The sequence below is a fragment of the Comamonas sp. Z1 genome, assembly GCF_008121555.1.
Classification (GTDB): Bacteria; Pseudomonadota; Gammaproteobacteria; order Burkholderiales; family Burkholderiaceae_C; genus Comamonas; species Comamonas thiooxydans.
This window is the reverse complement of sequence record NZ_VOQT01000012.1, coordinates 22,279-47,892: the sequence shown is the minus strand read 5'-3', so window position 1 is coordinate 47,892 and position 25,614 is coordinate 22,279. Positions and strand designations below refer to the sequence as shown.

The 25,614-nt window shown below is 61.6% G+C and carries 26 protein-coding genes and 1 pseudogene; 8 read left to right on the top strand and 19 right to left on the bottom strand.

Features of this window, described 5'->3' with window-relative positions; translation table 11 throughout:
- Window positions 1-10 precede the first annotated feature (10 nt).
- From FSY45_RS19095 to FSY45_RS27870, 6 genes are all read right to left on the bottom strand, one after another.
- Window positions 11-2,497, bottom strand: a complete 2,487-nt coding sequence (locus FSY45_RS19095) for a YgiQ family radical SAM protein (protein WP_046461496.1) — start codon at window positions 2,495-2,497, stop codon at window positions 11-13.
- A gap of 236 nt (window positions 2,498-2,733) precedes the next feature.
- Window positions 2,734-3,273: a PepSY domain-containing protein gene (locus FSY45_RS19090; protein WP_046461497.1), complete on the bottom strand. Its 540-nt coding sequence runs from the start codon at window positions 3,271-3,273 to the stop codon at window positions 2,734-2,736.
- A 215-nt stretch (window positions 3,274-3,488) separates the two neighbouring features.
- Entirely contained in the window at window positions 3,489-3,677 is a 189-nt protein-coding gene (locus FSY45_RS19085; protein ID WP_003064957.1) for a DUF2783 domain-containing protein, read from the bottom strand.
- A 12-nt stretch (window positions 3,678-3,689) separates the two neighbouring features.
- Window positions 3,690-5,387, bottom strand: coding sequence for an FAD-dependent monooxygenase (locus FSY45_RS19080; protein WP_046461498.1), 1,698 nt, complete (start codon window positions 5,385-5,387; stop codon window positions 3,690-3,692).
- 187 nt (window positions 5,388-5,574) lie between these two features.
- Entirely contained in the window at window positions 5,575-6,459 is an 885-nt protein-coding gene (locus tag FSY45_RS19075) for a helix-turn-helix transcriptional regulator (RefSeq protein ID WP_003064953.1), read from the bottom strand.
- 111 nt (window positions 6,460-6,570) lie between these two features.
- Window positions 6,571-6,738 carry a hypothetical protein gene (locus FSY45_RS27870; RefSeq protein WP_003064951.1) on the bottom strand — a complete coding sequence of 56 codons (168 nt, stop codon included), beginning with the start codon at window positions 6,736-6,738 and terminating at the stop codon, window positions 6,571-6,573.
- Window positions 6,739-6,925: 187 nt separating this feature from the next.
- Between FSY45_RS27870 and FSY45_RS19070 the strand changes: the two genes are divergently transcribed.
- On the top strand, window positions 6,926-7,522 hold the full coding sequence (locus tag FSY45_RS19070; RefSeq protein ID WP_003064949.1) for a YigZ family protein: 597 nt from the start codon (window positions 6,926-6,928) through the stop codon (window positions 7,520-7,522).
- Between the two features lie 46 nt (window positions 7,523-7,568).
- Here the strand turns inward: FSY45_RS19070 and FSY45_RS27865 are convergent, their stop codons facing one another.
- From FSY45_RS27865 to FSY45_RS19060, 3 genes and pseudogenes are all read right to left on the bottom strand, one after another.
- Window positions 7,569-7,718 carry a hypothetical protein gene (locus FSY45_RS27865; protein WP_003064948.1) on the bottom strand — a complete coding sequence of 50 codons (150 nt, stop codon included), beginning with the start codon at window positions 7,716-7,718 and terminating at the stop codon, window positions 7,569-7,571.
- An 82-nt stretch (window positions 7,719-7,800) separates the two neighbouring features.
- A complete protein-coding gene (locus FSY45_RS19065) occupies window positions 7,801-8,292 on the bottom strand; it encodes a DUF6882 domain-containing protein (RefSeq protein ID WP_012838414.1) in 492 nt (163 codons plus the stop codon).
- Window positions 8,293-8,382: 90 nt separating this feature from the next.
- Window positions 8,383-9,332 (bottom strand): annotated as a pseudogene (locus FSY45_RS19060) (LysR substrate-binding domain-containing protein).
- Window positions 9,333-9,448: 116 nt separating this feature from the next.
- On the opposite strand from FSY45_RS19060, the gene FSY45_RS19055 reads away from it, so the two are divergent.
- The 5 genes from FSY45_RS19055 (at window position 9,449) to FSY45_RS19035 (ending at window position 12,828) form a co-directional block, all read left to right on the top strand.
- A complete protein-coding gene (locus FSY45_RS19055; RefSeq protein ID WP_046461500.1) occupies window positions 9,449-10,132 on the top strand; it encodes a LysE family translocator in 684 nt (227 codons plus the stop codon).
- 131 nt (window positions 10,133-10,263) lie between these two features.
- On the top strand, window positions 10,264-10,845 hold the full coding sequence (locus tag FSY45_RS19050) for a peroxidase-related enzyme (RefSeq protein ID WP_046461501.1): 582 nt from the start codon (window positions 10,264-10,266) through the stop codon (window positions 10,843-10,845).
- A gap of 116 nt (window positions 10,846-10,961) precedes the next feature.
- Window positions 10,962-11,525, top strand: a complete 564-nt coding sequence (locus tag FSY45_RS19045) for a YceI family protein (RefSeq protein WP_046461502.1) — start codon at window positions 10,962-10,964, stop codon at window positions 11,523-11,525.
- Complete coding sequence (locus FSY45_RS19040) at window positions 11,522-12,244, top strand: YceI family protein (RefSeq protein ID WP_046461503.1); 723 nt, start codon at window positions 11,522-11,524, stop codon at window positions 12,242-12,244. The genes FSY45_RS19045 and FSY45_RS19040 overlap by 4 nt, the downstream gene beginning before the upstream one ends.
- On the top strand, window positions 12,241-12,828 hold the full coding sequence (locus FSY45_RS19035) for an SRPBCC family protein (protein WP_046461504.1): 588 nt from the start codon (window positions 12,241-12,243) through the stop codon (window positions 12,826-12,828). The genes FSY45_RS19040 and FSY45_RS19035 overlap by 4 nt, the downstream gene beginning before the upstream one ends.
- A gap of 104 nt (window positions 12,829-12,932) precedes the next feature.
- Here the strand turns inward: FSY45_RS19035 and FSY45_RS19030 are convergent, their stop codons facing one another.
- Both FSY45_RS19030 and FSY45_RS19025 read right to left on the bottom strand, forming a co-directional pair.
- Window positions 12,933-13,469 (bottom strand): YcxB family protein, encoded by a 537-nt coding sequence (locus FSY45_RS19030; RefSeq protein ID WP_003064934.1) that lies wholly within the window; start codon window positions 13,467-13,469, stop codon window positions 12,933-12,935.
- A gap of 382 nt (window positions 13,470-13,851) precedes the next feature.
- Complete coding sequence (locus FSY45_RS19025; protein ID WP_080944458.1) at window positions 13,852-15,330, bottom strand: RtcB family protein; 1,479 nt, start codon at window positions 15,328-15,330, stop codon at window positions 13,852-13,854.
- Window positions 15,331-15,405: 75 nt separating this feature from the next.
- Here FSY45_RS19025 and FSY45_RS19020 point away from each other — a divergent pair, with 75 nt between their 5' ends.
- Window positions 15,406-15,978, top strand: a complete 573-nt coding sequence (locus FSY45_RS19020) for a hypothetical protein (RefSeq protein ID WP_046461505.1) — start codon at window positions 15,406-15,408, stop codon at window positions 15,976-15,978.
- Window positions 15,979-16,042: 64 nt separating this feature from the next.
- Here FSY45_RS19020 and FSY45_RS19015 read toward each other — a convergent pair whose 3' ends face one another.
- From FSY45_RS19015 to FSY45_RS18985, 7 genes are all read right to left on the bottom strand, one after another.
- On the bottom strand, window positions 16,043-16,432 hold the full coding sequence (locus FSY45_RS19015) for a thiol-disulfide oxidoreductase DCC family protein (protein ID WP_046461506.1): 390 nt from the start codon (window positions 16,430-16,432) through the stop codon (window positions 16,043-16,045).
- Window positions 16,429-16,971, bottom strand: a complete 543-nt coding sequence (locus FSY45_RS19010; protein WP_370512840.1) for a DUF4166 domain-containing protein — start codon at window positions 16,969-16,971, stop codon at window positions 16,429-16,431. The genes FSY45_RS19015 and FSY45_RS19010 overlap by 4 nt, the downstream gene beginning before the upstream one ends.
- Window positions 16,971-18,086: a saccharopine dehydrogenase family protein gene (locus FSY45_RS19005; RefSeq protein WP_046461508.1), complete on the bottom strand. Its 1,116-nt coding sequence runs from the start codon at window positions 18,084-18,086 to the stop codon at window positions 16,971-16,973. The genes FSY45_RS19010 and FSY45_RS19005 overlap by 1 nt, the downstream gene beginning before the upstream one ends.
- Before the next feature lie 83 nt (window positions 18,087-18,169).
- Window positions 18,170-19,492, bottom strand: a complete 1,323-nt coding sequence (locus FSY45_RS19000; RefSeq protein ID WP_046461509.1) for a sigma-54 dependent transcriptional regulator — start codon at window positions 19,490-19,492, stop codon at window positions 18,170-18,172.
- Between the two features lie 13 nt (window positions 19,493-19,505).
- Window positions 19,506-21,368, bottom strand: coding sequence for an ATP-binding protein (locus FSY45_RS18995; RefSeq protein ID WP_223305673.1), 1,863 nt, complete (start codon window positions 21,366-21,368; stop codon window positions 19,506-19,508).
- A gap of 62 nt (window positions 21,369-21,430) precedes the next feature.
- A complete protein-coding gene (locus tag FSY45_RS18990) occupies window positions 21,431-22,726 on the bottom strand; it encodes a dicarboxylate/amino acid:cation symporter (RefSeq protein ID WP_046461511.1) in 1,296 nt (431 codons plus the stop codon).
- A gap of 309 nt (window positions 22,727-23,035) precedes the next feature.
- A complete protein-coding gene (locus FSY45_RS18985; protein WP_012838431.1) occupies window positions 23,036-23,458 on the bottom strand; it encodes a thioesterase family protein in 423 nt (140 codons plus the stop codon).
- Between the two features lie 257 nt (window positions 23,459-23,715).
- On the opposite strand from FSY45_RS18985, the gene FSY45_RS18980 reads away from it, so the two are divergent.
- Window positions 23,716-25,419 (top strand): electron transfer flavoprotein-ubiquinone oxidoreductase, encoded by a 1,704-nt coding sequence (locus FSY45_RS18980; RefSeq protein ID WP_034355525.1) that lies wholly within the window; start codon window positions 23,716-23,718, stop codon window positions 25,417-25,419.
- Here the strand turns inward: FSY45_RS18980 and FSY45_RS27860 are convergent.
- Window positions 25,408-25,563, bottom strand: a complete 156-nt coding sequence (locus FSY45_RS27860) for a hypothetical protein (protein WP_164091598.1) — start codon at window positions 25,561-25,563, stop codon at window positions 25,408-25,410. The two genes, FSY45_RS18980 and FSY45_RS27860, sit on opposite strands and share 12 nt — an antisense overlap.
- Window positions 25,564-25,614: the final 51 nt, after the last annotated feature.

Here is a 25,614-nt window from a genome sequence, read left to right as displayed (position 1 = left end):
GCTTCAGCCATCAGCGCGGCTTGCGCGAACCCTGGCCCGCTGGCTTGGCGGGCTTTGCCGCAGTTTTGAAACCGGACTTGGCCTTGCCAGTCACACCCGCGCGCGGCGGCAGGCCGGTATGCTGGGTCAGCAGCTTACCCGGTTGAGGCTGGCTGCTGCGGAAGCGCACATCGCCCTTGGGCTCCAGGCTCGCCTCTTCGCTGCGGCGTCGCACGGCCACGGCCTTGCCGTCCTTGTTGGTGGTGTAACCAATTCCGCCACCCGCCTTGGACGAGGTGCTGTTCTTCTTTCGTGCACTCTGATAGCTGCCGTCGACCAGGGGCTGGAAGGTCGGGATCAGGTGCTGCTTGCCGTTGCCGATCAGATCGGCGCGCCCCATGGTCTTGAGCGCCTCGCGCAGCAGCGGCCAGTTGTTCGGGTCGTGATAGCGCAGGAAAGCCTTGTGCAGACGGCGGCGCTTTTCACCGCGCACGATGTCCACGCGCTCCTCGGCCTCGTCGCGCATCTGGCGGCGCACCTTGGTCAGCGTGTTGCGGCCGCTGTGGTACATGGCCGTGGCCGTGGCCATGGGGCTCGGGTAGAAGGTCTGTACCTGATCGGCACGGAAGCCGTTCTTCTTGAGCCAGATGGCCAGATTCATCATGTCCTCATCGCTGGTGCCCGGGTGGGCGGCGATGAAATAAGGAATCAGAAACTGCTTCTTGCCGGCCTCTTCGCTGAACTTCTCGAACAGCTGCTTGAACTTGTCATAGCTGCCGATGCCCGGCTTCATCATCTTGGTCAGCGGACCTTGCTCGGTGTGCTCGGGCGCGATCTTGAGATAACCGCCCACATGGTGCTGAACCAGCTCCTTGACGTACTCTGGCGACTTCACCGCCAGGTCGTAGCGCAGGCCGGAGCCGATCAGAATCTTCTTGATGCCGGGCAGCTTGCGCGCGCGGCGGTAGATCTTGATCAGCGGACCGTGGTCGGTGTGCAGGTTCTGGCAGATGCCGGGGAAGACACAGCTGGGCTTGCGGCAGGCCGCTTCGATCTGCGGGCTCTTGCAGCCCAGGCGGTACATATTGGCCGTGGGCCCACCCAGGTCGGAGATCGTGCCGGTAAAGCCCTTGACCTTGTCGCGGATCTCTTCGAGCTCCTGGATGATGGAGTCTTCGGAACGGCTCTGGATGATGCGCCCCTCGTGCTCGGTGATGGAGCAGAAGGTGCAGCCGCCGAAACAGCCGCGCATGATGTTCACCGAGGTGCGAATCATCTCCCAGGCCGGAATCTTGGTGGCGCCCTCGTGGCTGCCGCTTTCGTCGGCATAGACAGGATGCGGGCTGCGCGCGTACGGCAGGCCGAAGACCCAGTCCATCTCGGCCGTTGTGAGAGGAATGGGCGGCGGGTTCATCCACACATCGCGGGCCGTGGTCCCCTCGCCGTGAGCCTGTACCAGCGCACGGGCATTGCCGGGGTTGGTTTCCAGGTGCAGCACGCGATTGGCGTGGGCATAGAGAATCGGATCGCTCTTGACCTCTTCGTAGCTGGGCAGACGCAGCACGGTGCGCTCGCGCGCAGGCAGCTTGGACTTGCTGCGCAGCGAGAGATTGGGCACGAACTGGATGGGCTGGACCTTGGCTACCGATGCGCCGTCATTAGGGCCGTCCGCTTCAGCTTTCGCAGCATCTTCCTTGGAGCAGCTCTGGCCCTGGGCCTCGGCCTGCTCGCTGGTCGTCATATAGGGGTTGATATGGGGCTCGACCTCGCCGGGCTCGTCCACCGTGGTGGAATCGACCTCGAACCAGCCCTCCTCCGAAGCGCGGCGAAAAAACGAAGTGCCGCGCACATCGGTGATCTGCTCCACCGGCTCGCGCGCCGCGATGCGGTGCGCCACTTCGACCAGGGCACGTTCTGCATTGCCGTAGAGCAGGATGTCGCACTTGCTGTCCACCACGATGGAGCGACGCACCTTGTCGCTCCAGTAGTCGTAGTGGGCAATGCGACGCAGCGAGCCCTCGATGCCGCCCAGCACGATGGGCACATCCTTGTAGGCCTCGCGGCAGCGCTGGCTGTAAACGATGGCCGCGCGGTCGGGGCGCTTGCCGGCCACATCGCCCGGGGTATAGGCATCGTCGCTGCGGATCTTGCGATCAGCCGTGTAACGGTTGATCATCGAGTCCATGTTGCCGGCCGTCACGCCCCAGAACAGATTGGGCTTGCCCAGGGCCTTGAAGGCCTCGGCGCTGGTCCAGTCGGGCTGGGCGATGATGCCCACGCGAAAGCCTTGCGCCTCCAGCACACGGCCGATGACGGCCATGCCGAAGCTGGGGTGATCCACATAGGCATCGCCCGTGACCAGAATGATGTCGCAGCTGTCCCAGCCGAGCTGATCCATCTCCGCACGGCTCATGGGCAGGAACGGTGCCGGACCGAAGCGCTTGGCCCAGTACGGCTTGTAGCTGGTCAGCGGCTTGGCATCGCGGTGGAAAAAGGAAACATCAACCGGGGCGTTCATGTGGATGGGCTTTATATGGCCTCATGGCCTATTCGGAGAAACAACCCGTCAGTGTACTTTTCCGCCCTCAGCCTTGCACGAGCAAGGTCTTGCAGAAACAGGGTTGAACTCTGAACTTCATAGCACCCAGCGCTTTCCTTCATTGAAATTCGATGCATAACACACCTTAAATCATTGAAATACAAGCGCCAGCCACTCACTTCTTAATAGCACCAGAATCCAGATAACGCGTCGACTCAGTCCTTTTCCTGCCTCGTCACAGCGCCGGTGGCAGGATCAAGCCTGAGCTTCATGACCGTCTGATCGGCGCGCAGCATCTTGACCTTGTAGCTGGTCTTGCCCCAGTCCGAATCCAGCTGGGCCTCCAGCGGCTTGCCGGGCAAGGCGGCAATAGCTGCATCGACGGCCTGTACCAGCGTGATCCGGGCATCGGCCAGGCGCTTGGCATGCTTGCCCTCGGCTCGCCCCTTGTTCTCCTCCACTGCGGCATCGCCCGTGTTGGCATTCACGCGCAGCTTGATTTCCTCATTCACGGGCGAGATCAGGGTGACCGAGTAATAAGGCACAGCGCCTTTCTTACCCTCTTCCAGCTCGACATCGATCGCTTTTCCGGGAGCAACGGCCTGGGCTTTTTCGACGGCCTGGCTCAAGCCGATCTGCACGGCACCTGTCAAGGCCAGCCATTCGGCAGCCGACTTGGCCAGGGCCGGAGCCGCACTCAATCCACTCAGGCTCAGGGCTGCAGATAGCAGCAAGGTGCTGGGACGCAATCTCATGGACCAATCCTCCTACAGTGGCAATGGCTCCAGTCTGCCTGGATTTCGTGGCACGGCCTTGTCGGATATCAAGCCATATCGATTTGTGGAAAATCCATCTCAAACTATTGATAGACAATGATTATCCGCTATGAAATCCGAGAGTCAGCACGCCGAGAACCCGCCAGGAACGAGCCTGGGCGGGTCGGGCTGACCGCCACGGACAAGCCTTTTGCTTACAGATCTTGCTGGGCCGCCGCAATCATTTCGCCAAACTGGCGGGCATCACCGAGCTGATTGGCGGCCAGCAGCGCCAGCTTGACCAGCAGCAGCTCGGACTTTTCGGCGCCCACGGCATCGATGGCGACAGCCAGCTGGTCGTACACGGTCTCCAGACCGGCGATATCAAGAGTGGTTTGGATCATTTGAATCTCTCCTCAGGCTGGCAAGGCAGCTTTGAATGCGGCTTGCAAACGATTGGCGTCCAGCGCCATCCAGCGCGCACAGACATGCTGATCGGGGCGCAGCAGATAGGCGGCGCCGTCGGCCATCACTCCGTAGCGGGCGCGGCAGCGGCCTTCGGTGTCATCAAGTACCAGATCGGAACCTTCGACAATGCCTGAAGCGTGGCTGCTGACGGCGATCAGGCGCACAGCAACACCGCGAGCTCTGACCCCGGCCGCGACCGCTTGCAGTTCGGCGGGAATCGCCTGGCCGCTCGTGAAATACAGCAGATCGAAGCCGCCGCCCAGATGGTCGAGCAAATAGCTGTCCGGCGCAAAGCGCACGTTCAGAGGCGGTGCGCCATGGCCGGGGCCGGCCTTGAACAGCAGGTTGTCGTCACCCATGCTGTTGAGTGGCGAGCTGCCGTACTCATGCGGGCGCGAGGTGCGCCAGTGATAGAGTGGGCCGACAAAGGGCTGGCTCAGCGACAGAGACAGCACGGCATCGCGCAGCAGCCTGAAACCTCTGCTTGATGGCGCCATGAAACGTGTGCTCTTGCCGGCCTCTTCCACAATCTCGCGGGCCGCGCCCACTCGCTCGCTGCTATAGCTTTGCAGCAGCGCTGCGCTGGCCGCGCCCTTGGCGACGAGTGCCAGACGCCAGCCCAGGCCCTGAGCATCCTGAAAACCGGTGTTGGCGCCGCGCACGCCGAAGATGGGCAGCATATGGGCTGCATCGCCCGCAAAGATCACATGGCCATGCACATAGTCGGGCAGGGTCAGCGCGCGGGCCGAGTAGACGGAGCTCCAGTCCATCTCCCAGGGCGTGCCGCCAAAGCCTATCATCTCCAGCTGCGCATCGATGCGCGCCTTCAGCGACTCGGGCCTGAGCGCATCCTCGGGATCTTCGCCAGCAGGCAGCTGGTAGTCCACACGCCAGATGCCGTGCGGCTCGCGGTGCATGAGGATGGTGTTGCCCGGGTTCCATGCGGGATCGAAGAATGCGAGACGTTCGGTGGGCAGAGGCAGGTCGATGCGGATATCGGCAATCACGAAGCGGCCTTCGTAGGAAGCGCCTTCCATCAACAGATTCATGGCCGTGCGAATCCCCGAACGCGCGCCGTCGCAGGCCACCAGCCAGTCGGCCCGCAGCTCGTAGCTGCCTTCCGGGGTATCCACCTCCACCAAAACCTGCTCACCCTTTTGCTCGACCTTGTTCACGCGGTTGCCCCAGCGCAGCTCGATCAGCGGGTTGGCCTGCACTGCATCGACCAGGTATTCCTCCAGGTACTGCTGCTGCAGATTGATCATGGGAAAGAAGCGATCGTCGTCGGCCCGCGCGTTCTCCATGCGAAACACGCGCTGGCCGCGGTAAATGCTGTTGCCGTAGCACCAGGGCAGTCCGGTCTCCGTCACGCGCTGGGCCACGCCCACCTGCTGCAGGATTTCCATGGAGCGCCGCGTGAACACAATGGCACGGCTGCCTTCGGACACCTGCAATTCGGATTCGAGCACCACGCAGCGCTGGCCGTGGCGAGCAATCTCCAGCGCCGTGGTCAGGCCCACGGGGCCGGTGCCGACGATGACGATGGGGTGGCTTTGCTCGCCCGGATGCCGGGACGCAAGCCAGGGCTGATGAACCTGGTACTGGTAGTAGATGGAGCGCCGTGGCTCGGCAAATGGCTGGTGCATGTTCTTGTCTCCTGGGGGCGCTGTCGTGGTCAAACCGGTGCGCTTTCATCCCCTTTCGGTCTGGCTTGAGATGCAGTGTAGAAAAGCAGCTCGAGGCCGATGTCACCAGATGGAGACAATGCCGGCCGGCAACCGATATTCAAGTCGAATCAGCCTCCAGCCTTTACAGATCAACCCCAAGAAGCTATCAAAGTTGACCATCGACAGCTTCAGCGGGCTCCATCAGCAACGCAAACAGCTCGCGCTGCCCCTGCACGCCCAGCTTGGCGCAGACGCGTTTGACATAGGTGCGCGCGCTGCTGACGGTAATGCCCAGGCGCTGCGCCAGCGCATCGGCATCCAGGCCCTGGGCCAGTGCCCGCACCACGTCGAGGTCGCGCGGCGTCAGCTGCTCGAAGCGCCTTGCCAGTCGCGCCAGCACCAACCCGACCAGGTCGTCCTGCAGCGTCTGCCCCGCGTAATGCAGACGCATGGCCTGCATGACCAGGGGCGCAAAGGCCTCGATCCGGGCAATGGCTGCGGCGTCGAAGCAGCCATGCTCCTCGCCCCGATAGAGGTTCACGGAAAGCCAGCGCGCGTTTTCCTGCAGCATCAGCAGCGACAGCCGCTCGGCAATGCGCGGCAGCTCATAGCAGACATGGCGGTACTCGGGGTGCTGCACATCGTGCGGTCCCTGGCGATGCAGCCAGACGCGCGGCCTGGCATGTGGGTCCCTGGCAAGGCGCGCCAGCTCGGCCTGCATCACGCGCTGCGAACCATCGAGCGGATAGAAGCGCTCGCTGTAATCCTGGGAAATCATGGGCAGCGCCCCCGTGCGCGCCCTGTCGCCCATGCCCACCACACGAGGCCGGGCCATGCCCTGGAAGGAGAAGATCGTGCATTGGGCCAGCGGCACATGGCGCCCCAGCAGTTGCAGGATCTGCTCGGCCACGGCGTCGCTGCTGCTGCGCCCCACTCTTTCCATCATGGCCGTCACATCGGCCAGGGCCACGGGCAGCTGCGCTGCCTGTGCGGCAGCCGGCAGCAGCATCCAGTGCGAAGAATCGGGAAACGGCGCAGAGCTAGCAGTCATGGGCTGCGATTCTCGCCGCTGTATCGTGTCCGCGGACAGGAAAAACCGGCTCTCCCTTTCAGGAGCAGCCGGTCTGGCCGGTTTGGCTTGAAGCAGAAAATGCGGCCGGGCCTACCACTCGCCCACATTGCGTATGCGCTGCAGCAACTCCCATTCATCTTCGGGTGCCGCAGCCTGCAGGGCCTGGGGCTCTGCCAGCTCCTGCGCCAGCGGAGGCGGCGTGAAATGCTCGCGGCCAAAAGTATGTTCGCTCAGGGACTGTGGATGCGGATTGTTCATGACGGCCTCCTTTGCGTAAAGCTTAAGGCTCGAGGCTTGCCGAAATTGTAGGAATTGGCTTAAGGACACTGTCGAGCAATCCCCACAAGCCGCGTCGTCATGTCATGGATAGGTCACAGCTGCCGCTACCCGGCCCATGTACCGCAACGCTGCTCGGCCCCGACTTTGCGGTTATGCTGCCGCCGCTATGCCTCAGACTCTTCGTGCTCCCGTCTCCAGTGAACTGATCATCAAGAAAAGCCGCTTTATCGGCTGCGTTCAGCCGATGACGGACCGCTCCAGCGCGCAGGCCGTGGTGGATGCACTCTGGCGCGAGCACCCGGGCGCCGCCCATGTCTGCTGGGCCTTGCTGGCGGGCGGTCAATCGGCGGCCGTGGATGATGGCGAGCCCAGTGGCACGGCCGGTCGCCCCATGCTGGACGTGCTGCGCCATCAGGACCTGGAGGGCGTGCTGGCCACCGTGGTGCGCTATTTTGGTGGCGTCAAGCTCGGTGCAGGCGGACTGGTGCGCGCCTATACCGACGCCGTGGCACAGGCCTTGCTGCAGGCCGAAAAAGTCGCCATTCAGCGCATGCAGATCCTGCAATGCACAGCTCCCTATCCGCTGGAGGGCCTGGTGCGGCGCATGGCCGATGCGGCGGGTGCCGAACTGCTGGAGGTCGATCACGGCAGTCTGGTGAGCTTCAAGCTGCAGATGCCTGAGCCCGACGCCGCCGAATTTGTCAGCGCACTCAATGAAAACGGTCAGGGCCGCATTGGCTGGCTCAAGCCGGACGAGCTGTAGAACGCAAAGAAAAACCCGCTTTTGGCGGGTTTCCGAGCGGGCAATTTCAGCAATTGCCTTTCTTGGCCTGGCCCGGTGGGCAGCCGTGGGGGTGAGGCTTTTTGTAGCCATCGTCGTAGTATCCGCCACGGCTGTCATAGACAGCGCAGCCGCTCAGCACAAACATGGCTGCGGCCAAAGCAAACATCGTTTTCATGGGGTGACCTTTTCAGATTTTTGAGGGCGTCAGTCTATAGGCGACCCCGCCCGCATTCTGTCAACAATCCTGTACGCGGCTTTCAATTGGCCGGCTGCTGCTGCTCGACCGCCACCTGCAGGTGCAGCAAGGTGAAATACAGGGTTACATCGCCCTGCTGGTCGATGAAGGTGCCTACGGCGCGCTGCAGGCGGGCAGCAATGCACATGCACTCCATGGCCTCTGGACGGCCGCCGGGAATCCGGGCCGTGGTCAGCAATGCCAGCTGGTTCTGTCGGCCGAACTCATGCACGACTTCCAGCGCTTGGCCATGCTGCTTGGGAATGGCTTCGTTGGCCCAACTCCAGACAAAGCTGCCGTCCTGCTCGCTGCTGGTGCCCACAAGGCAGACCGTAGCGATCACCTCATGCAGCGGAGCTTCCAGCGCCAGCAGGGCGCGGTCCAGATCCCAGCGGTAGCTGGGGCTGCCCTGCAAGCCAAATTCCAGCGGCCATTCTGCATTGCGGGCCTGCATCATTTCAACGGCCTCACGGCTCCAGGCAGCCCAGTCGGTGGTTTGTGCGTCGTTGCTCATCGCGTATCCATTGCTTATCAACAGACCGCATTGTCAGGCAAGAAGCGGGCATGCCCGGGCCCGAAATCCTATGCCCCCGTCGGCCTGCGTTCAGCTCTTCATCTGCTGCTGAATCCAGTCGACCAGAAGCTGCTGCACCGAGCCCGCCTCCCAACTCTGTACGGCCAGCAGACAGTATTGCGAGCCATCGGGTACAAAGCCCAGCGGCGCCACCAGCCGGCCGGCGGCGATATCGTCCTGCACCAGCAGTTGCGGGCCCATGGCTACACCCAGGCCCGCAGCTGCGGCCTGCAAGCTCAGGTAGAAATGCTCAAGCACTAGATCACCGCCTGCTTGCGCCTGCCGGATCTGGGTGGGAGGCTGATCTGGCTGGGCTTTCCACCAATCCTCCCAGGCCTTGAGACGCGTCTTGCTATGCAAGAGCGTTGCATCGCCACGAAGCGCAAGGCCGCCATCGGACTGCAACGCAAAGAACTGCGCCAGACTGTCCGGATGGCAGACCGGCCCCATGTGCTCTGCGCACAAGGGCTGCATTTGGACATTGGGCCCCCAGTCAAAGTCGTTACGCCGAATGGCCAGATCGATGCCGCGCCCCCATTCCACGGTGCCACCGCCCGCAACCAGATGCACGGTGTGCTGCGGGTAGCGCGCCTGGAAGTCGCCCCAGCGCGGAATCAGCCAGCGCATCAGCAGCGTGGGCTCGCAGGACAGCAGCAACGGCCTGCCTGCCGCACTGCCTCGGCCGCACGTGCCATCTGGCCCAGACCGGCATGCACCCCGTCGAACAACAGCCTCCCCGCAGCATTGAGAAAGACACGGCGATTGCGGCGCTCAAACAGCTGCGCCCCCAAATCTTCCTCCACCGAGCGCACCGCGCGGCTGATGGCTCCATGGGTCAGGTGCAGCTCATCGGCAGCGCGGCTGAAACTCTCCAGCCGCGCTGCCGCTTCAAAACAGCGCAAAGCGACCAGCGAAGGCATTCGTGGTGGACTGCCGGCAGAAATATGTGAGTCTGAATCACTATTTTCTTGAGAAATCATCGTTATTCAAAAAACTTTGACCGCCCTAGAGTTCACAGCTACAGGGCACTGATTGCCATTCTCGTGCAACACGAGCCATCTCACAAACTGATATTTGAACTCAAGCAATACACTGTATGAACGCCTGGCCCACCGTGATTCTCGTTACCTCTCTCGCCGTCATCAGCCCCGGCGCCGACTTCGCCATGGTCACCCGCACCAGCCTGATGGAATCGCGCCGTGCGGGTCTCTGGGTGGCGCTGGGCATCGGCTGTGGCGTTCTGATCCATGTGGCCTACACCCTGCTGGGACTGGGTATGGTCCTGCAAGGACTGCCCTGGCTTTTCAAGCTGCTCAAATATGCGGGCGCAGCCTATCTGGTATGGCTCGGAATTTGTCTCTGGCGTGGCGCCAGCCGTACAAATGACGATCTGCCAGATTCCCGGTCCAGCGCCGAACCCGGCCAGCGCAATGCACGCAAAGGCCATGCGCCAGGCCGCTCGCTTTTTGTCCTGGGCTTTCTGACCAATGCACTCAATCCCAAGACAGCGCTCTTCATCCTCAGCCTGTTCATGCAAATCGTCGGCCCTGCCGTGCCCATGCCCACCCAGTTGGCCTACGGCCTTTTCGTCGCCATGGCCCACGTGCTGTGGTTTGCGCTGGTAGCCTGTTTCTTCTCGGCCCCGGTGCTCCAGCCCAAGGTTCAAGCCATACGTCCCTGGGTAGATCGCAGTCTGGGCTGCGTGCTGCTTGTCCTGGGCCTGCTGCTGATCGCCACCGGCACACCGGCCACGTCGAATCTGATGGATGCCAGCATCTGACAGGAAAAGCCTGACAGGCCAATGCCGCAATAGCAGCATCTGCAACGCAAACGACAGCTTTGGAGCGCCCACCCGTGCCATGCTTGTCATGGTTGGTACATATCAGCAAAACTCCAAAGGAGACAGGCACCATGAAAAGCCGCTACCCCTTTCCCGATCTGAACAGCCTGCCTGAAGACATCAGGCTGCGCATCGCCGAGGTACAGCAAAAGTCGGGCTTTATTCCCAATGTTTTTCTGGCCTTTGCTCGCCGGCCAGCCGAGTGGCGCGCCTTCTTTGCCTACCACGATGCGCTGATGCTCAAGGAGGACGGCAGTCTCAGCAAGGGCGAGCGCGAAATGATCGTCACAGCCACCAGCGCTGCCAATCAGTGCCTGTATTGCGTGGTGGCTCATGGCGCCATCTTGCGCATCTATGAGAAAAAGCCGCTGATTGCCGACCAGGTGGCGGTCAATTACCGCAAGGCCGACATCAGCCCGCGCGAGCGGGCCATGCTGGACTTTGCCATGAAGGTCTGTCTGCACAGCGCCGAAATCGACGATGCCGACTACGAAGCCTTGTACCCTCACGGTTTTGACGACGAGGATATCTGGGACATTGCGGCCATTACTGCCTTCTTCGGACTGTCCAACCGGATGGCCAGCTTCGCGGGCATGCAGCCCAATCCCGAGTTCTATCTGATGGGCCGGGTGCCGCGCGAGAAAAAAGCCTGAAGCAACAAGCAGTAACTCGCTGCCTGCAATCGATGCAGCTTCCACGGGAATGACGCATCATCCCTCACAGAGCAGCGGCCAACCCGGCAAAACGCTGTTTGCCGGAGGTCATCCAGATGCGCAATACCGTTTGCTGCCTCGCCGCCCTGCTCGCCACGCTCTGCGCCACTGCAGCTCATGCCACCTCGTGGGAGCTCAAGCCCGGTGGCGACAACCGACTGGAATTCACCACCACTTTCGAGCAAACGCCGGTCACCGGCGTGTTCAAAGACTTCCGGGTTCGCTTTGACTTCGACCCGCAAAAGCCAGACAGCAACAGGCTCAATGTCAGCATTCGCATCAGCAGCGCCGACATGGCCAACCCGGACATCAACCAGGCCATTGCCGGCAAGGACTGGTTTGACTTTGTGCGTTATCCCGAGGCAGTCTTTGATGCCAGGGAGATTCTTGACGCCCCCGGCGCAGCCGGTTATCGGGCACGCGGCACCCTGCTGCTGAAAGGCCGCAGGCAGCCGCTTGTGCTGCCGTTCAGCTGGAAGCCCGAGGAGCGCCGCATGGAAGGCGAATTCGTTACCCATCGCTCGATATTTGATATCGGCACAGGAGAGTGGAAGAGCAGCAATGCCGTGGGAGACGCCGTGACAGTGAAATTTCGCATCCAGCTGCGCGAGTTGCCATGACATTGCGCAGACAGCTGATTGCAGTCCTGCTGGCTCTGATCACAGGCTGCTCGCAACCAGGCATCGAGCCAGCCCAGCCTCCCGGCCCGACGGCAAGGCCTGCGGACTTTCCTGCGGCCTTCTATGCCGATGCTGCTGCACGGGGCCAGTCGGTGCTTCAGATCGATTCATCGCATTCCCTGGTCTCGATCACCGTTCGACGCGCTGGCTCTCTGGCCAGACTGGGGCACGACCATGTGATTGCCAGCCATGAGCTGCAAGGCTATGTGGCCCCCCGGCTTGGCCGGGCCGATCTCTATGTGGCGCTGGACAGGCTATCGGTCGACGAACCCGCTCTGCGCGCCAAGGCGGCTCTGGACACCCAGCCCAGCGCTGCCGATATTGAAGCGACCCGTGCCAATATGCTGAACAAGCTGCTGCAAACCTCGCTCCATCCATTTGCACTGATCCAGGCACATGCCTCCCCCGAAGCGGACGGCGATGTATTGCTGGCCCTGGAACTCACTCTTCACGGAGTCACACGCAGCCTGAGCGTACCGGCCCGAATCAGGAGGACGCCGAGCGAATTCCATATCAGCGGCTCGCTGAGCATCGATCAATCGAGTTTTGGCATCACGCCTTTGTCCATCCTGGGCGGTGCAATCCAGGTCCGCGACAGGCTCGAGTTGAACTTCGAAGTACGCGCCGCTCCACCTTTGAAGCAGGAATCCCTGTCATGAGAACAGGGCTTGTCGGTGCCTGCGGCGCAGCTCTGACCCTGTTCTGCGGCGGTTTGCAGGTTTCGGCACAAGAGCTGCGCATAGAGACTGCCGAGCACAATGAGGCCATGACGGTGAACGCCTCGGCCGTCATGCAAGTCCGGCTGGCTACGGCCTGGAGCGTGATTTCCGACTACGAGCATCTGGCCGACTTTGTGCCGGATATGCAAAGTTCGCGCGTGCTGCAACGCGATGGCAACCAGGTGCTGCTGGAGCAAAAAGGCAGTCTGGGGTTTCTGTTTTTTCGCCAGGCAATCGAGGTCAGACTGGCTGTGACCGAATGGCCGCAGCAGCGCATTGCCGCGCATGTAATAGGCGGCAATCTCAAGCAAATGGACGGCAGCTATACCCTGGAAACCCAAGCCGACGGCCGGGTACGCTTGGCTTACAGCGCTCGCCTGGTCCCGGCTTTCGCCATCCCGCCGCTGGTCGGGAAGCCAGTGCTGCGCCAGTTGTTGAAACGCCAGTTCAAGGCACTGGTGGATGAAATCCAGCGACGCGAAGCCCTGACGCTTCAAGAGCAGAAGCAGATACCAGCAAATTAGCAGCAGGCCATTACAAGGGCAAGATGGCATTGGACGCATGCAAGCCCGGCCCCTGTGCCTCGGGTTGCCGTCATGACTGCGCAAGCATCTGCAAGAACAAAGACTTAAATCGCAGAGGACCTGAGACGGCGCGTGAACTGCTCGAACTCTGCAGCCATGGGGGCAATGGCTGCCCTGGGCAGTACCAGAGCCTGCATAGCGTCGATGAACAGATAGTAGTTCACGTCATCTTCGGCAAGCGCCAGCACTCCTGACCACGGCAGTATCGTGTCACCTCGAACCGAGGCTACCCTGATGGCGTCCGACGAGAGCGTGACCGTTTGTGGCGACAGAAACGCTCCATCCGGCAGGAGCATGAGCTTGCGCATGGATGCCTGTGACAGGTATGGCATCGTCACGACGGCGATCAAAGCGACGACCAAAAGGCAGGCAACCACTCCCAGCGGGCGGGAGATCTCGGGAAACTCACGCATCAGTCGCGCGTAGGCTGCGCCAGCGAGGCCAATGCAGAGCCACACCACAACCCGCAAGAGGAACGGCCAGGAAAGCATCCCTGCCTTCTGATGCCAGCGCCGCGCAACCATTTTCTGCAGGCGAACGAAGTCGGCGGGAATGAGAGTAAAGCTGGCGGTCATGTTCATGGTTGGCTCATGTGGCAACAGGTATGAGCGACCTGCAGCAGCGAGTATTGATCGAAAGGTGACTGCGGCATCTCACACGGTCGCTGGCTCTGGTTCGTGAACGATTTCATTACCGGCACTGCAGCCTGCACTATAAGCCGGCGCACAGGGCATTACAGGGTGCGATCAGACCTGTGCATGCGATGCAAGCCCGACCCATGCAGCCCGCAAGATGTGAGATTGCAGCAAATCGAGACAGCCGTTGCAATGGCGTGACGGGCTCGATGCATTGATCTGATTGTCTCCCACCCATCAATTTCGCTCCACCTTCCTCGAACTCGCGAATAGTCAAACAGTCTTGCTGCCAGCACTTGGCCCTCAGGCGCTGGCAGCAACTTCAACCTCAAGCCTTGAAAGTCAGCCAAGGCTTCAACCGCACACTCGCACGGATCAACCCCGCCTCTTCCTGCGCCTGCAGCACCGGCCCTACGGGTTTGTAGGCGCTGGGAGCTTCTTCGATCAGTCGCTCTTCACGCAAGGTGATGCATTGCCAGACGGACTCGACCAGCGGCTGCTTCATGCGCCGCGTGTCCTGTCTGCGCACCTGGCGGCCCGCTCCGTGGCTACAGGACCGCAGCCAGTCTTCATGGCCCAGACCTTTGACGAGAAAGGAGTAGTCGCCCATCGAGCCCGGAATCAGCGCCCACTGGTCGTCATGCGCGGGAGTGGAGCCCTTGCGGTGCACGTTGAACTCACCCTCGGTCATCACCACGTTGTGGGGCACATCCACAATCAGGCGCGATGCATCGGGCGCGGCAATGCCTGCCAGCTCTTTGCGCACCAGCTCCGCTAGCGCCATGCGGTTGAACCACGCATAGCGCGCAGCCACGCCCATCGCTTGCAGATAGTCCTGCGCCAGCGCGCCACTCAGGCCATACAGACCATGCTGAGGGTGTTTGATACCTTGCGGCCATTGCTGCCTGGCCAGGTCCATCCAGCGGCGACCGACATAAAAGCCGACATCGCGCGAGCCGGTGTGGATCATCACCGTGACATCGCCCTTCTTGAGCCCCGCGGCATAGGCGGCATGACGATCGTAGACTTCCTCGACCACGCAGAACTCCAGAAAGTGGTTGCCGCTTCCCAGGTCGGCAGCAGATGGCGGGCGCAGCAGCTCGCGCGCCTGCAACAGGGCTTCAGGCGCGTAGCGACTCTGTCCCGCAAAGCCTTGCAGGCCCACGCACTCGGCCAGTTCGGCCTGCAGCCGGTCGCGGTTCACGCCCTGCCATAGACCCACGTCAGGCAACTGTTCAATAAAGGCCTGGGGGCCCTCATCAAACAGTGCCTTGAAGCCTGCGCTGCGCACGGGTACATCGCGCCCGTTCTGCAAGATGACGCGGGTCAGCCGCTGCACGATGGTGCTTTTGTGCAGCTCGGCCTGCGCCTGCGTCAGGCCCGTGCTCAGCAGGCGTATGCCGCAGTTGATGTCCGTGCCGATGGCAGCAGGAATCACGAAGTCTGGCGACGTGGCCACCACCGCCCCCACGGGAGCAATGCTGCCGGGGTGAAAGTCCGGCGTGGCACAGGCTTTGCAGACCGCGCCATGGCCTTGCGGGTCGGCAACCGAGGCGAAGTCCAGCAATTGACTGACGGCTTTGTGCTCCAGGGGCAGGCTGTCGGGCAGCAAAATGGTGGCTGCTGCCTGCTCGTTATGGATTTGATAGATATTGTCTCGGTAGGAGACCTGGATGCCCTGACGTGACAGAGCTTTTTGCAGTCGGGAAAGCTTCCCGGAAAAGTGCGACATGATGCTGAGAAAAACAGGTACGCAACAGCACATCTCCGAATCTGGGAGATGCAACGCACCTTCGAGCAGCAGCATCAAGAAGGACTGATAAGCGGTCTATTCTAATGAGTAAGCGCCGGGCCGCCTAACCGGCGTTGCTAATATGCTGCAATGCGCAATGCAATTCGGTCCTTTCAGATTCCCGCACCGCTGCAGACTTTGTATGACGCAGCCGCGGCCATAGGCCCGCAGTTCGGCCTGTCGCCCGACGCCGTTTTTGGGGACTGCGGCCTGTGGCTGGAGATACCCCCCGTACCCAGCTACATCGGTTGGTGCACGCCGCGCAATGTGATGACGTTTGCGACCACGGGCTGCGACAGCGTTCATTACAGCTATCTGGTCGATGAGCGCCTGCCCGGTAACGTCAGCCCCATCGTCATGACACTGCCCTGCGTGAACGAATTGAGCTGGGTGATTGCCGAGAACTTTCAGGAGTTCTTTGACTACGGCTACTACGTGGGCTGGCGCGAACTGGAGCAGTTGTACTACGAAGATGAAAAAGGCGAAGCCTGCTTTCACGAGCCAAGCCAGTCATTGAACCATCTCGGCATGCAGCAGCTGCCGCTGCTGCACAAGGCGTTGAATATGCAAGCTGTGCTGCCGACGCTGAAACGCTTTGGCGAGCTGCAGCAAAAGTACCAAGCCCTATTGAATATTCCGCCCATGCCGCCAGAGCATGCCTGATTGCGTATCCATCAATCGCATTGATCTCCATATTCGCTGAGCGATACCGGTTTTCATCCGAAATTCAGTCCAGAAAGCGGGCTGCCACAGCAGGGTCCGGCATCATGCACTGCTCGCTTTTGCCAAACCAGTGATAGCGGTTTCTGGCAATCATGCGGTAGAGCGCATCGCGCAATGCAGCGGGTATCAACCTGATCACTGCCGTCAGTCGCCACGGCCAGCCCAGTGCGTGCAGCACGCGCAGGATGGCCTCCGTGTGCTGCCAGGAGCGCTGGCCGTCCACCAGCAGCAGGGTCTGCAGACCTTCCATGCGCAAGCCTGCATCGGCCAACAGCTTGCCGCCGACCTCGCCCTGTATGGCAGCGAACTGAAAAATGCCCTGCTTGTCGTGCTTGAGCAAGAACTGCACCCAGCCATTGCACAACAGACATTGCGCATCAAAGACCACAATCATGCTTTTTCCTCGGGCAGCAACAGATAGCCACGATAACTGGCCACCACGCCAATCAGGGGGACGGCCGCTTCGACATGAAATTGCATATGTTCCCCGGCTCCGGTTTCTTCAGCCACGATGCGCGGAGCCAGCCAGCCCGGGCATGGGAAGCCCAGAAAATACAGACGCTGCAGTCGCATGAGAAGCCGTCCATCCACCGCCTGCAAGGCAAAGCACAATCGCGCCAGGCCAAGGCGCTCGATCAGGCGACCATTGTGCAACTGCATGGTTGAGCGCATGAGCTGAGAGGGGAAGATGCGAATCCAGGTTTCCACCTCGGGACTGGCCTGCAGTTCGAAATGAATCGTCCCCTCGCTGGCCGCGAGTGGCGTGCCCAGCGCCAGCGCCAGCAGCTTGGCCGCCAGAGTCCGGGGGGCGCCGGTCTGCACCCTGCCCTGAAGCTCATGCTCACCCTGCAGGCCGTGAAAGCGCTGCAGGGCGACATCGAGCTTGCAGAACTCATCGCCCATGGCCTGCTGAAACAAAGAAGCACTCTGCATCACCAGGCAAGCTCCCGCATCTGAATATCCAGTCCCTGCGCTTCGGCTGCAAAGTCCTGCAGCGTCAGCAGCCCCATGCAAGGCCTGGCGCCGGGCTCCAGCGGTACGCCCGCAGCCAGCTTGCGTACCAGCGCACTGGCGGCCAGCGTGGGAACATAGGGCCCGTCGCCCGAGCCCGCCATAAGCACCCAGCAGCGCTGGCAGGCTTGCATCTTTGCATTCAGGCCATCGACCGTGACATGCATGGCCCCTGCATCGCTGCCCCAGTTCCTGAACCAGTCCGCCATGCGCTTGAGCCTGCGCGCATGTGCAGACCAGTCCTGCACCAGCCCTCTGTGAGCCAGCCAGGCCATGGCATTCATCCCGCGCTGCAAGAACGACAGCTCAAGCCCGGCACCGAAGCTGATGGACGGACTGCCTTCATAGCGAAGCGGTAGCAGTGCGAGATCCGGCACATCGCAGGCCGACAGCAGCCGCCGCCCAACAGGGGCCGGATAGTCATGCCCATAGCTGCGCAGCCAGCCAATCACGGCTTGCTGCCCGGAGCCAGGCAGCGGCTTGCCACAATAGCTGAGGATGGCAGCGACGGTGGACAGGCCTCTATCCGTACGATTGCCTGGGCTGATGCCTATGTCGATACGGCTGACGCGAGCCATGGCCGAAGCCAGCTCATCCACGACCGCCGAGGACAGCGCAGGCACCGAGCTGGCACCGCTGAGCAACAGCACGCCCGCAGCTTTGGCCCGCGGATCGAGCACATCGATGCCGCAGACAAAGTCACGCCCGTCGGCCAGATCCACATAGTGGACGCCGGCACGGGCGCAGGCTAGCGCCACGCGGTAGTCCTGCCCCTGAAACGGACCCGAAGTGTGAATGAGCGCATCCACCTCCAGCATCTTGAGCCTGTCCTCCAGACCCTGCGCCATCACGTCCAGAACTGCGTGGCTCAGGCTTGAGTAAGCGCCCGGGGCCAGACTTTCAATCAGCGCCTGCGCCGCAGAGGCCGAGCGCCCTGCTACCACGATGTGCAAACCGCTTTGCCTGGCCAGCCTGGCAACCAGCCGGCTGCCAAAGAAGCCATAAGCACCGACGACCATGACCTTGAATTCACGCATGCCTCAGTGTAGCGGGACGCGGGTTTCGCTCCGGAGCGCAAGCCTCGCAACGGCGAGCCTGCTCTGCCGCGCTCATGGCTCGGTCACAGCCCGTACTTGCGAATCTTGTCGTGCAGCGTTGTCTTGGGGGTGTGCAGCGCCTGGGCCGTGCGCGTCAGGCTGCCTTCGTTGTTGCGCAAGGCTTCGGAAATCAGGGAGCGCTCTATGGACTCCATGGTTGCCGCCAGCGAAGCCGCTGCCTCGGGCGCCTTACCGGACGGGGACAGGCCAGCATCCAGCCCCAGCGTGATGCGCTCGGCCGTGTTGCGCAGCTCGCGCACATTGCCTGGCCAGTCGTGGGCAAGCAGCGCCTGCAGGCGCGGCGGCGTCAGCTCTGCCACGGGGCGCTGGTGGCGGGCGGCGGCCTGCAACGCGAAATGCTCGAACAGCAGCGCAACATCCTCGCGGCGCTCGCGCAGCGGGGGCAAATTCACGGTGACCACGTTGAGACGGTAGTAAAGATCGGAGCGAAACAGGCCCTGACGGCTGAGTTCCAGCAAATCGACCTTGGTTGCCGCAATCACACGGCAGTCGACGGCAATGAGCGTATTCGAGCCCAGGCGCTCCAGCACTCTTTCCTGCAGCACGCGCAGCAGCTTGGCCTGCATGGGCAAGGGCATGCTTTCGATCTCGTCGAGAAACAAGGTGCCGCCGCTGGCATGTTCGATCTTGCCGATGCGCTTTTTGCCCGCGCCGGTAAAGGCCCCGGCCTCGCTGCCGAACATTTCGCTGTCAAACAGCGTCTCCGGCAGGCCGCCGCAGTTGATGGCGACAAAATTGCCGCTCTTGCGCCGGCTGGATTCATGCAGGCTGCGCGCAACTCTTTCCTTGCCGGTGCCCGTTTCCCCCCAGATCAGCACATCGGCCTCGCTGGCCGCAAGGCTTTGCAATGTGCTGCGCAGCTGCTGCATGGGAAGCGAGCGCCCCAGCAACTGGTGCTGCAACACATCCCGACTTTGTAGCTGCTGGCGCAGGCTGCGCACCTCCAGCACCAGGCGACGGCGCTCCAGCGCACGACGCACGGCTTCCACAAGGCGTTCGGGCGCAAACGGCTTTTCCAGAAAATCGGCGGCGCCATCCTTCATGGCTTGCACGGCCATGGAGATATCGCCGTGCCCGGTAATGAGAATCACGGGAAGTTCGGCGTCCAGCACGCGCGCGGCTGCCAGCAGCCCAAGGCCGCTCATCTGCGGCAAGCGGATGTCGCTGACCACGATGCCGGCAAAATCCGGGGACAGGTGCTTTTGCGCCTGCTCGGCACTGCTCACGCAGATGCAGTCCAGACCTTCGAGGCGCATGGTCTGCTCGCAGGCCATGGCGACATCGGCATCGTCTTCAACGATCAGGACTTTGAGGGAAGGGTTCATGGGCTGCAGGCAATCAGGACAGCGGCCGAGTATCCACCAAGGGCAGGCTCAGCGTGAAGATGGCCCCGCCTTCCGGATGGTTGCCGCCCGTCAGGCTGCCGCCTGCGGCCTGAGCGATCTCGGCCGACAAAGGCAGGCCCAGACCCAGGCCCAGTCCCTCGGGCTTGGTCGTGAAGAAAGGCTCGAACAGTCGCGCTTGCGCCTGATCGCTGAGTCCGGGACCATGATCGCGCACCGTGATCTGCGCCCAGGCACCGCAACGGTTGCAGGCAATTTCCACGCACCGCGTATCGCCGCCCTGCACGGCGTCCAGCGCATTGCTCAAGAGATTGATCAACACCTGCTGTACGCGATTGGCATCGCACCAGGCGCCCAGCTCGAGATCCGAGGGCTGTCGCACGATCATGACGCCGCTTTGGGCAATGCGCGGCTCCATGAGGGACAGAGCGCCATCGACCACCTTGGCCAGTTCAACCTGCTCGGGCTGGCCTGCGGACTTGCGGGCAAAGTTGCGCAACTGTCCGGTAATACGCCCCATGCGCTCGGTCAGCTCGGCCATGCGCTGCAGATTGCTTTGCACCATCTCGCTCTGACCGCGTTCCAGAAAGCGCTGACTGTTGCCGGCCAGCGCCCGCAAGGCCGCCAGGGGCTGATTCAGCTCATGGGCCACTTCCGTGGAGAGCTGACCGATGACGGCCAGTTTGCCTGCCTGTACCAACTCGTCCTGCGCCGCGCGCAGCGTGGTCTCGGCCTGCATGCGCTCCATCACCTCCTGCTGCAGCGCCACATTGGCACTCTGCAGATCGGCTGTGCGCTGCTGCACCTTGTTTTCCAGCACCTCGTTAGCCTGTTTCAGCGCTTGCTGGGCCGCCAGTTGCTCACGCACATGTCTGCGCCGCTGGTACAGCAAAGCTCCCAGCAAAAGCATCAACGCAATCAACGCCCCCGTCACCCAGGCGCGACTGGCCGCCAACTGCAGTGCAACGCTCAAGGGGGAGAGCACGGTAATCTGCCAGGGCGTGCCGGCCATGGGTCTGGACTGGGCCAGAAAGCGGCCTGCGCTCTGGTCTGCCGCAGCGTCCTTGACATCGGGAATGCTCACCTGCCTGACGCCCGTGACACTGCTCATGCCACGCCAGCCCAGAGGCCGCAGGTTCAGGCGGTTGTATTTCTGCGAAGCTTCCAGCTCGGCACGCCTTGCCTCATCCAGCGGCAGCAAGGTGGCAAAGCGCCAGGCCGGCATGTTGCTGAGAATGACCACGGTATTTTCATCGCTGACCAGTACCGGAGACTCTGCGCTGGCCCAGGATTGCTCGAGCTGCGCCAGCCCGACCTTGACCACCACCACGCCATGCATCTCGCCCTGCCCCAGGGTAGTGGTCAGGTAATAGCCGGGCTCGCCGCGCGTGGTGCCCACACCGAAGTAGCGCCCCCGCCCTTCTCGCAATGCCTGCTGGACATAGGGCCTGAAACCTAGGTTCTCGCCCACAAAACTGTCGGCGCGGCGCCAATTGCTGGCAGCCAGCACATGACCGTCGTGATCGAGCATGTAGACGCTGAGGGTGCCCGCACGACGGCTCAACTCCTCCAGATAGAGATTGGCGCGAGACTGCAGACTTTTGTCGCCCGGCGATTGCAGCAGCGACAGGATCTCGGGCTGCAGGGCCACTACATCGGGCAGAAAGGCAAATTTGTCGATCTCGCGCCGCAGGCTGGCAGCATAGAGATCGAGGCGGTTGTTGCCAGCAGCCACCACGGTCTCGAGACCGATCTTGACGAAGCCCTGATAGCCCAGCCAGCCGCCCAGGCTGCTTGCAGCCAGCCAGAGCAGGATCAGCAAAGCAGCACGCAGGCGCGGGGGCAGGAAAGCTAACATGGTGCGAACCATGGTAGCAGCGCCCGGCACTGCAGGGGACAGGAATCCGGGCAAGGAGAAGATCAGGCTCGGATGCGAATGGGCTCGGGCATCAGCTGTGGCTCGACAGCCGGATCTGCGCACGACTCCTGCTCTTCGTTGCCTTCCCATTTGGCAACCACGGCCGTGGCAATGGCATTGCCCAGCACATTGGTCAATGTACGGCCCATGTCCAGGAAGTGGTCGATGCCCAGAATCAGCAGAATGCCCGCTTCCGGCAAACCGAACATGGGCAGCACGGCGGCAACCACCACCAGCGAGGCACGAGGCACGCCGGCAATGCCCTTGCTGGAGATCATCAGCACCAGCAGCATGGTCAGCTGCGCGGTCAGCGACATCTCGATGCCATAGGCCTGAGAGATGAAGATGGCCAGGAAGGTGGTGTAGATCATGGAGCCATCGAGGTTGAACGAGTAACCCAGAGGCAGCACAAAGCCTGTGATACGCGGCTTGATGCCGAATTTTTCCAGCTGCTCCATGAGCTTGGGCAGCGTGGATTCGCTGCTGGCCGTGAAAAAGCCCACCAGCACCGGGCCGCGAATCAGCGACAGCAGACGGAAGACATCCTTGCCCAGTACCAGATAGCCGGCACCGATGAGCAGCACCCACAGCGCGGCCAGCGCAATATAGAAGCCCAGCAGGAATTTGCCGAACACCAGCAGCATGCCCAGTCCGTGGGTGGCAATGGTGCCGGCGACAGAGCCGAACACGCCCACGGGCGCAAAGCGCATCACGTACTCGGTCACGCGCAGCATGACATGCGAGGTCTCTTCCATCAGATCGACCAGCATGTGCTTTTTCTGGTGGTTCAGGTAGCCCAGAGCGATACCGAAGAACAGCGCAAACACCAGGATCTGCAACACCTCATTGGTGGCCATGGCCTCGAAGATGTTCTTGGGGAAGACATGGGTGATGAAATCCTTGAAATTCAGCGCACCGGTCTTCAGACCCAGGCTCTCGGCATTCGTGGGAAGCTCCACCGTCAGGCCGTGGCCGGGCTGCAGCACATTGGCAAAAACCAGACCCAGAAACAGCGAGCAGAACGACGCCGCGATAAACCAGCCCAGCGCACGACCACCCACGCGGCCCACAGAGCCGGCATCGCCCATATTGGCCAGCCCCGCCACCAGCGTGGCAAACACCAGGGGCGCGATGATCATCTTGATCATGCGCAGAAATACGTCGGTGAGAATGCCGAAATAGCCGGCGATGTCTTTGGCTGTCTCCGGTGTCGCGGCGTTGGCGTGGACGAGATAGCCCACAACCACACCCAGAACCATGGCCAGCAGAACCATGATGGTCAGGCGGTTGGATTTCATTTCTTGGAATCTTGGTATGCGTTGTTTGAGCCGCTGCCTGAATCCGGGCCATGCAGGCACCGGGTTCCGGCAGCGGCAACAAACCGAGACGGACCGCCGACGGAACCGAGGTTTCGTCAGCAAGGTCCAGCCCCAGTCTCACTTGGTCAGCCGCAGTGAAGCGGCGTGCCGTCCTTCAAGCACATACCGTGCCAGCCAAAAAATCACGTCCAAGTCTTTGATTTGCTTATATTCAAAATACTTTTTTGCATAACAACAATCGGATTTCCGGACGGTATCCGGATTGATGTACGGAATTCCGAACGGGAATCAGGCCGTTACTGCTGAACGTATCCAGTCCGGCAGCGCAGCGGCTTTCTGCCGGGGGAAATCCACCCAGATCACCGTGCCTCCGCCAGCGGCGCAGATGACTCCCGGCTGTGCCACACGCTCCATGGTGGCCCAGGTCTCAAAGGTGGTGCGTGCGGGATCGCTGACAAACATCTTGAGCAGCACCTCGTCGGGATAGGCAAGCTGCTGATAGAAATTGCAAAAGGCGTTGACGATGACCGGCCCCTGCCCTGCGGGGTCCGGATTCAGGCCCATGCCGCGCATCCAGTCGATACGCGCAGTTTCCAGATAGCGAAAGTACTGGGCGTTGTTCACATGCCCCATGGCGTCCATATCGCCCCAGCGTACGGGAAAGCGCGTTTCATAGACCTGCTTCTTCAGCTCTGGCAGCTCGATTTTCATGCCGGTATGTCTCCTGATTGAACGAGATTTGCAACTGCATCACCACCTTGTTCTAGTTTCTTTGAGGGATGGCACGCCCTGGGGAGATCACTAGCCTATGGACTTTGCCGCAACACCGATTGATGAGCTGTCGCCAAATCTGCACGGTCGTGCCGGGCTGTCAGCATAGAATCGCCCGCATCGCGGTTTTTGCAGACGCACCTGCCAAGGCCGCGCACGCCAGTTTTCCCAATCCAATATCAAGCGAGACTTTCCCGATGACAAACGAAGAGATCCTGGCCCAGTACGGCCCGCGAGAGGCCATGGAATATGACGTGGTGGTGGTGGGCGGTGGCCCCGGTGGCCTGGCCACTGCCATTCGCCTCAAGCAACTGGCGGCCGAAAAAGGTCAGGATGTCTCCGTAGTCGTGCTGGAAAAAGGCTCCGAGCCCGGCGCACACACGCTGTCTGGCGCCATCATGGATCCTCGCGCGCTGACCGAGCTGATCCCCGACTGGAAGGAAAAGGGTGCCCCCCTGAACCAGCCGGTGACTGAAGACGCCATGGTCTTCCTCGGCGAGAAGAGCTCCTTGCGCACGCCCAACTGGCTGCTGCCCAAGTGCTTCCATAACGAAGGCAACTACATCGTTCGCCTGGGCTTTGTCACCAAGTGGCTGGCAGAGCAGGCCGAAGCCCTGGGCGTGGAAATCTTCCCCGGCTTCACCGCGGCCGAAGTGCTCTACAACGAAGACGGCTCCGTCAAGGGCGTGGCCACCGGCAATATGGGCATCAGCAAGGAAGGCGAGCCCACGGGCGACTTCCAGCTGGGCATGGAGCTGCACGGCAAGTACACCATCTTTGCCGAAGGTGCGCGCGGCCACCTCGGCAAGCAGATCATCGCCAAGTACTCCCTGGACGCCAACCGCGACCCGCAGACTTACGGTCTGGGCATCAAGGAACTCTGGGAAATCGACCCCAAGCGTCACAAGCCCGGCATGGTGCTGCACACCGCAGGCTGGCCCATGAAGAGCGACACCTACGGCGGTGCCTTCCTCTATCACCTGGAAGACAATCTGGTCACGCTGGGCTTCATCACCGGCCTGGATTACTCCAACCCCTATCTGTCTCCATTCGAGGAGATGCAGCGCTGGAAGACCCATCCCAATATCCGCTACTACCTGGAAGGCGACGAAGCCAATGGCATCAAGCCCGGCAAGCGTATCTCCTACGGTGCCCGTGCCATCACGGCCGGCGGCATCTCCAGCCTGCCCCGCTTTGTCTTCCCCGGCGGCGCGCTGGTGGGCTGCGAAGCCGGCTTCCTCAACGTCAGCCGCATCAAGGGCAGCCATGCCGCGATCAAGACCGGCATGCTGGCCGCAGAAGCTGCCTACGCCGCCATCGTCGCAGGTCGCCAGAGCGACGAACTGACCGCCTACACCTATGCGTTCGAGAACAGCTGGCTGTATGAGGAGCTGTGGAAGGCACGCAACTTCAAGGCATGGTTCAAGAAGGGCCTGACCACCGCCTCGATCATGAACGGCCTGGAGCAGTTCGTTCTGCGCGGCAACATCCCCTGGACGCTGCATCGCAACAAGCCCGACCATGCCTATCTGAAGCCTGCAGCCGATTGCACGCCCATCGAATATCCCAAGCCCGATGGCAAGCTGACCTTCGACCGTCTCTCCAGCGTGTTCATCAGCAGCACCAATCATGCAGAGAACCAACCAGCTCATCTGACACTCAAAGACGCCAGCGTTCCTGTCGACGTGAACCTGACCAAGTTCGCCGGTCCCGAGCAGCGCTACTGCCCCGCAGGCGTCTATGAATTCGTCGAGGACGAAGCCAATGCCGGCAAGCAGCGCCTGCAGATCAATGCACAGAACTGCGTGCACTGCAAGACCTGCGACATCAAGGACCCGACACAGAACATAGTCTGGGTGACACCCGAAGGCGGCGGCGGCCCCAACTACTCAGGCATGTAATCCGTCCGCGATTGCATTCGGCAGCAGTTGCTCCGGATGCTGTGCCACAAAGCCTGCGCCAGCCATTGCTGGGCAGGCTTTTTTCATGGGCTGAATGTTTTTAGCAACGCAGGCCGCCAAATGCCCACAAATTTGCAGCATCACAGAAAAAACGCATGCCACCGCAATCGCCGCAAATCACTCATTGAAGATCGC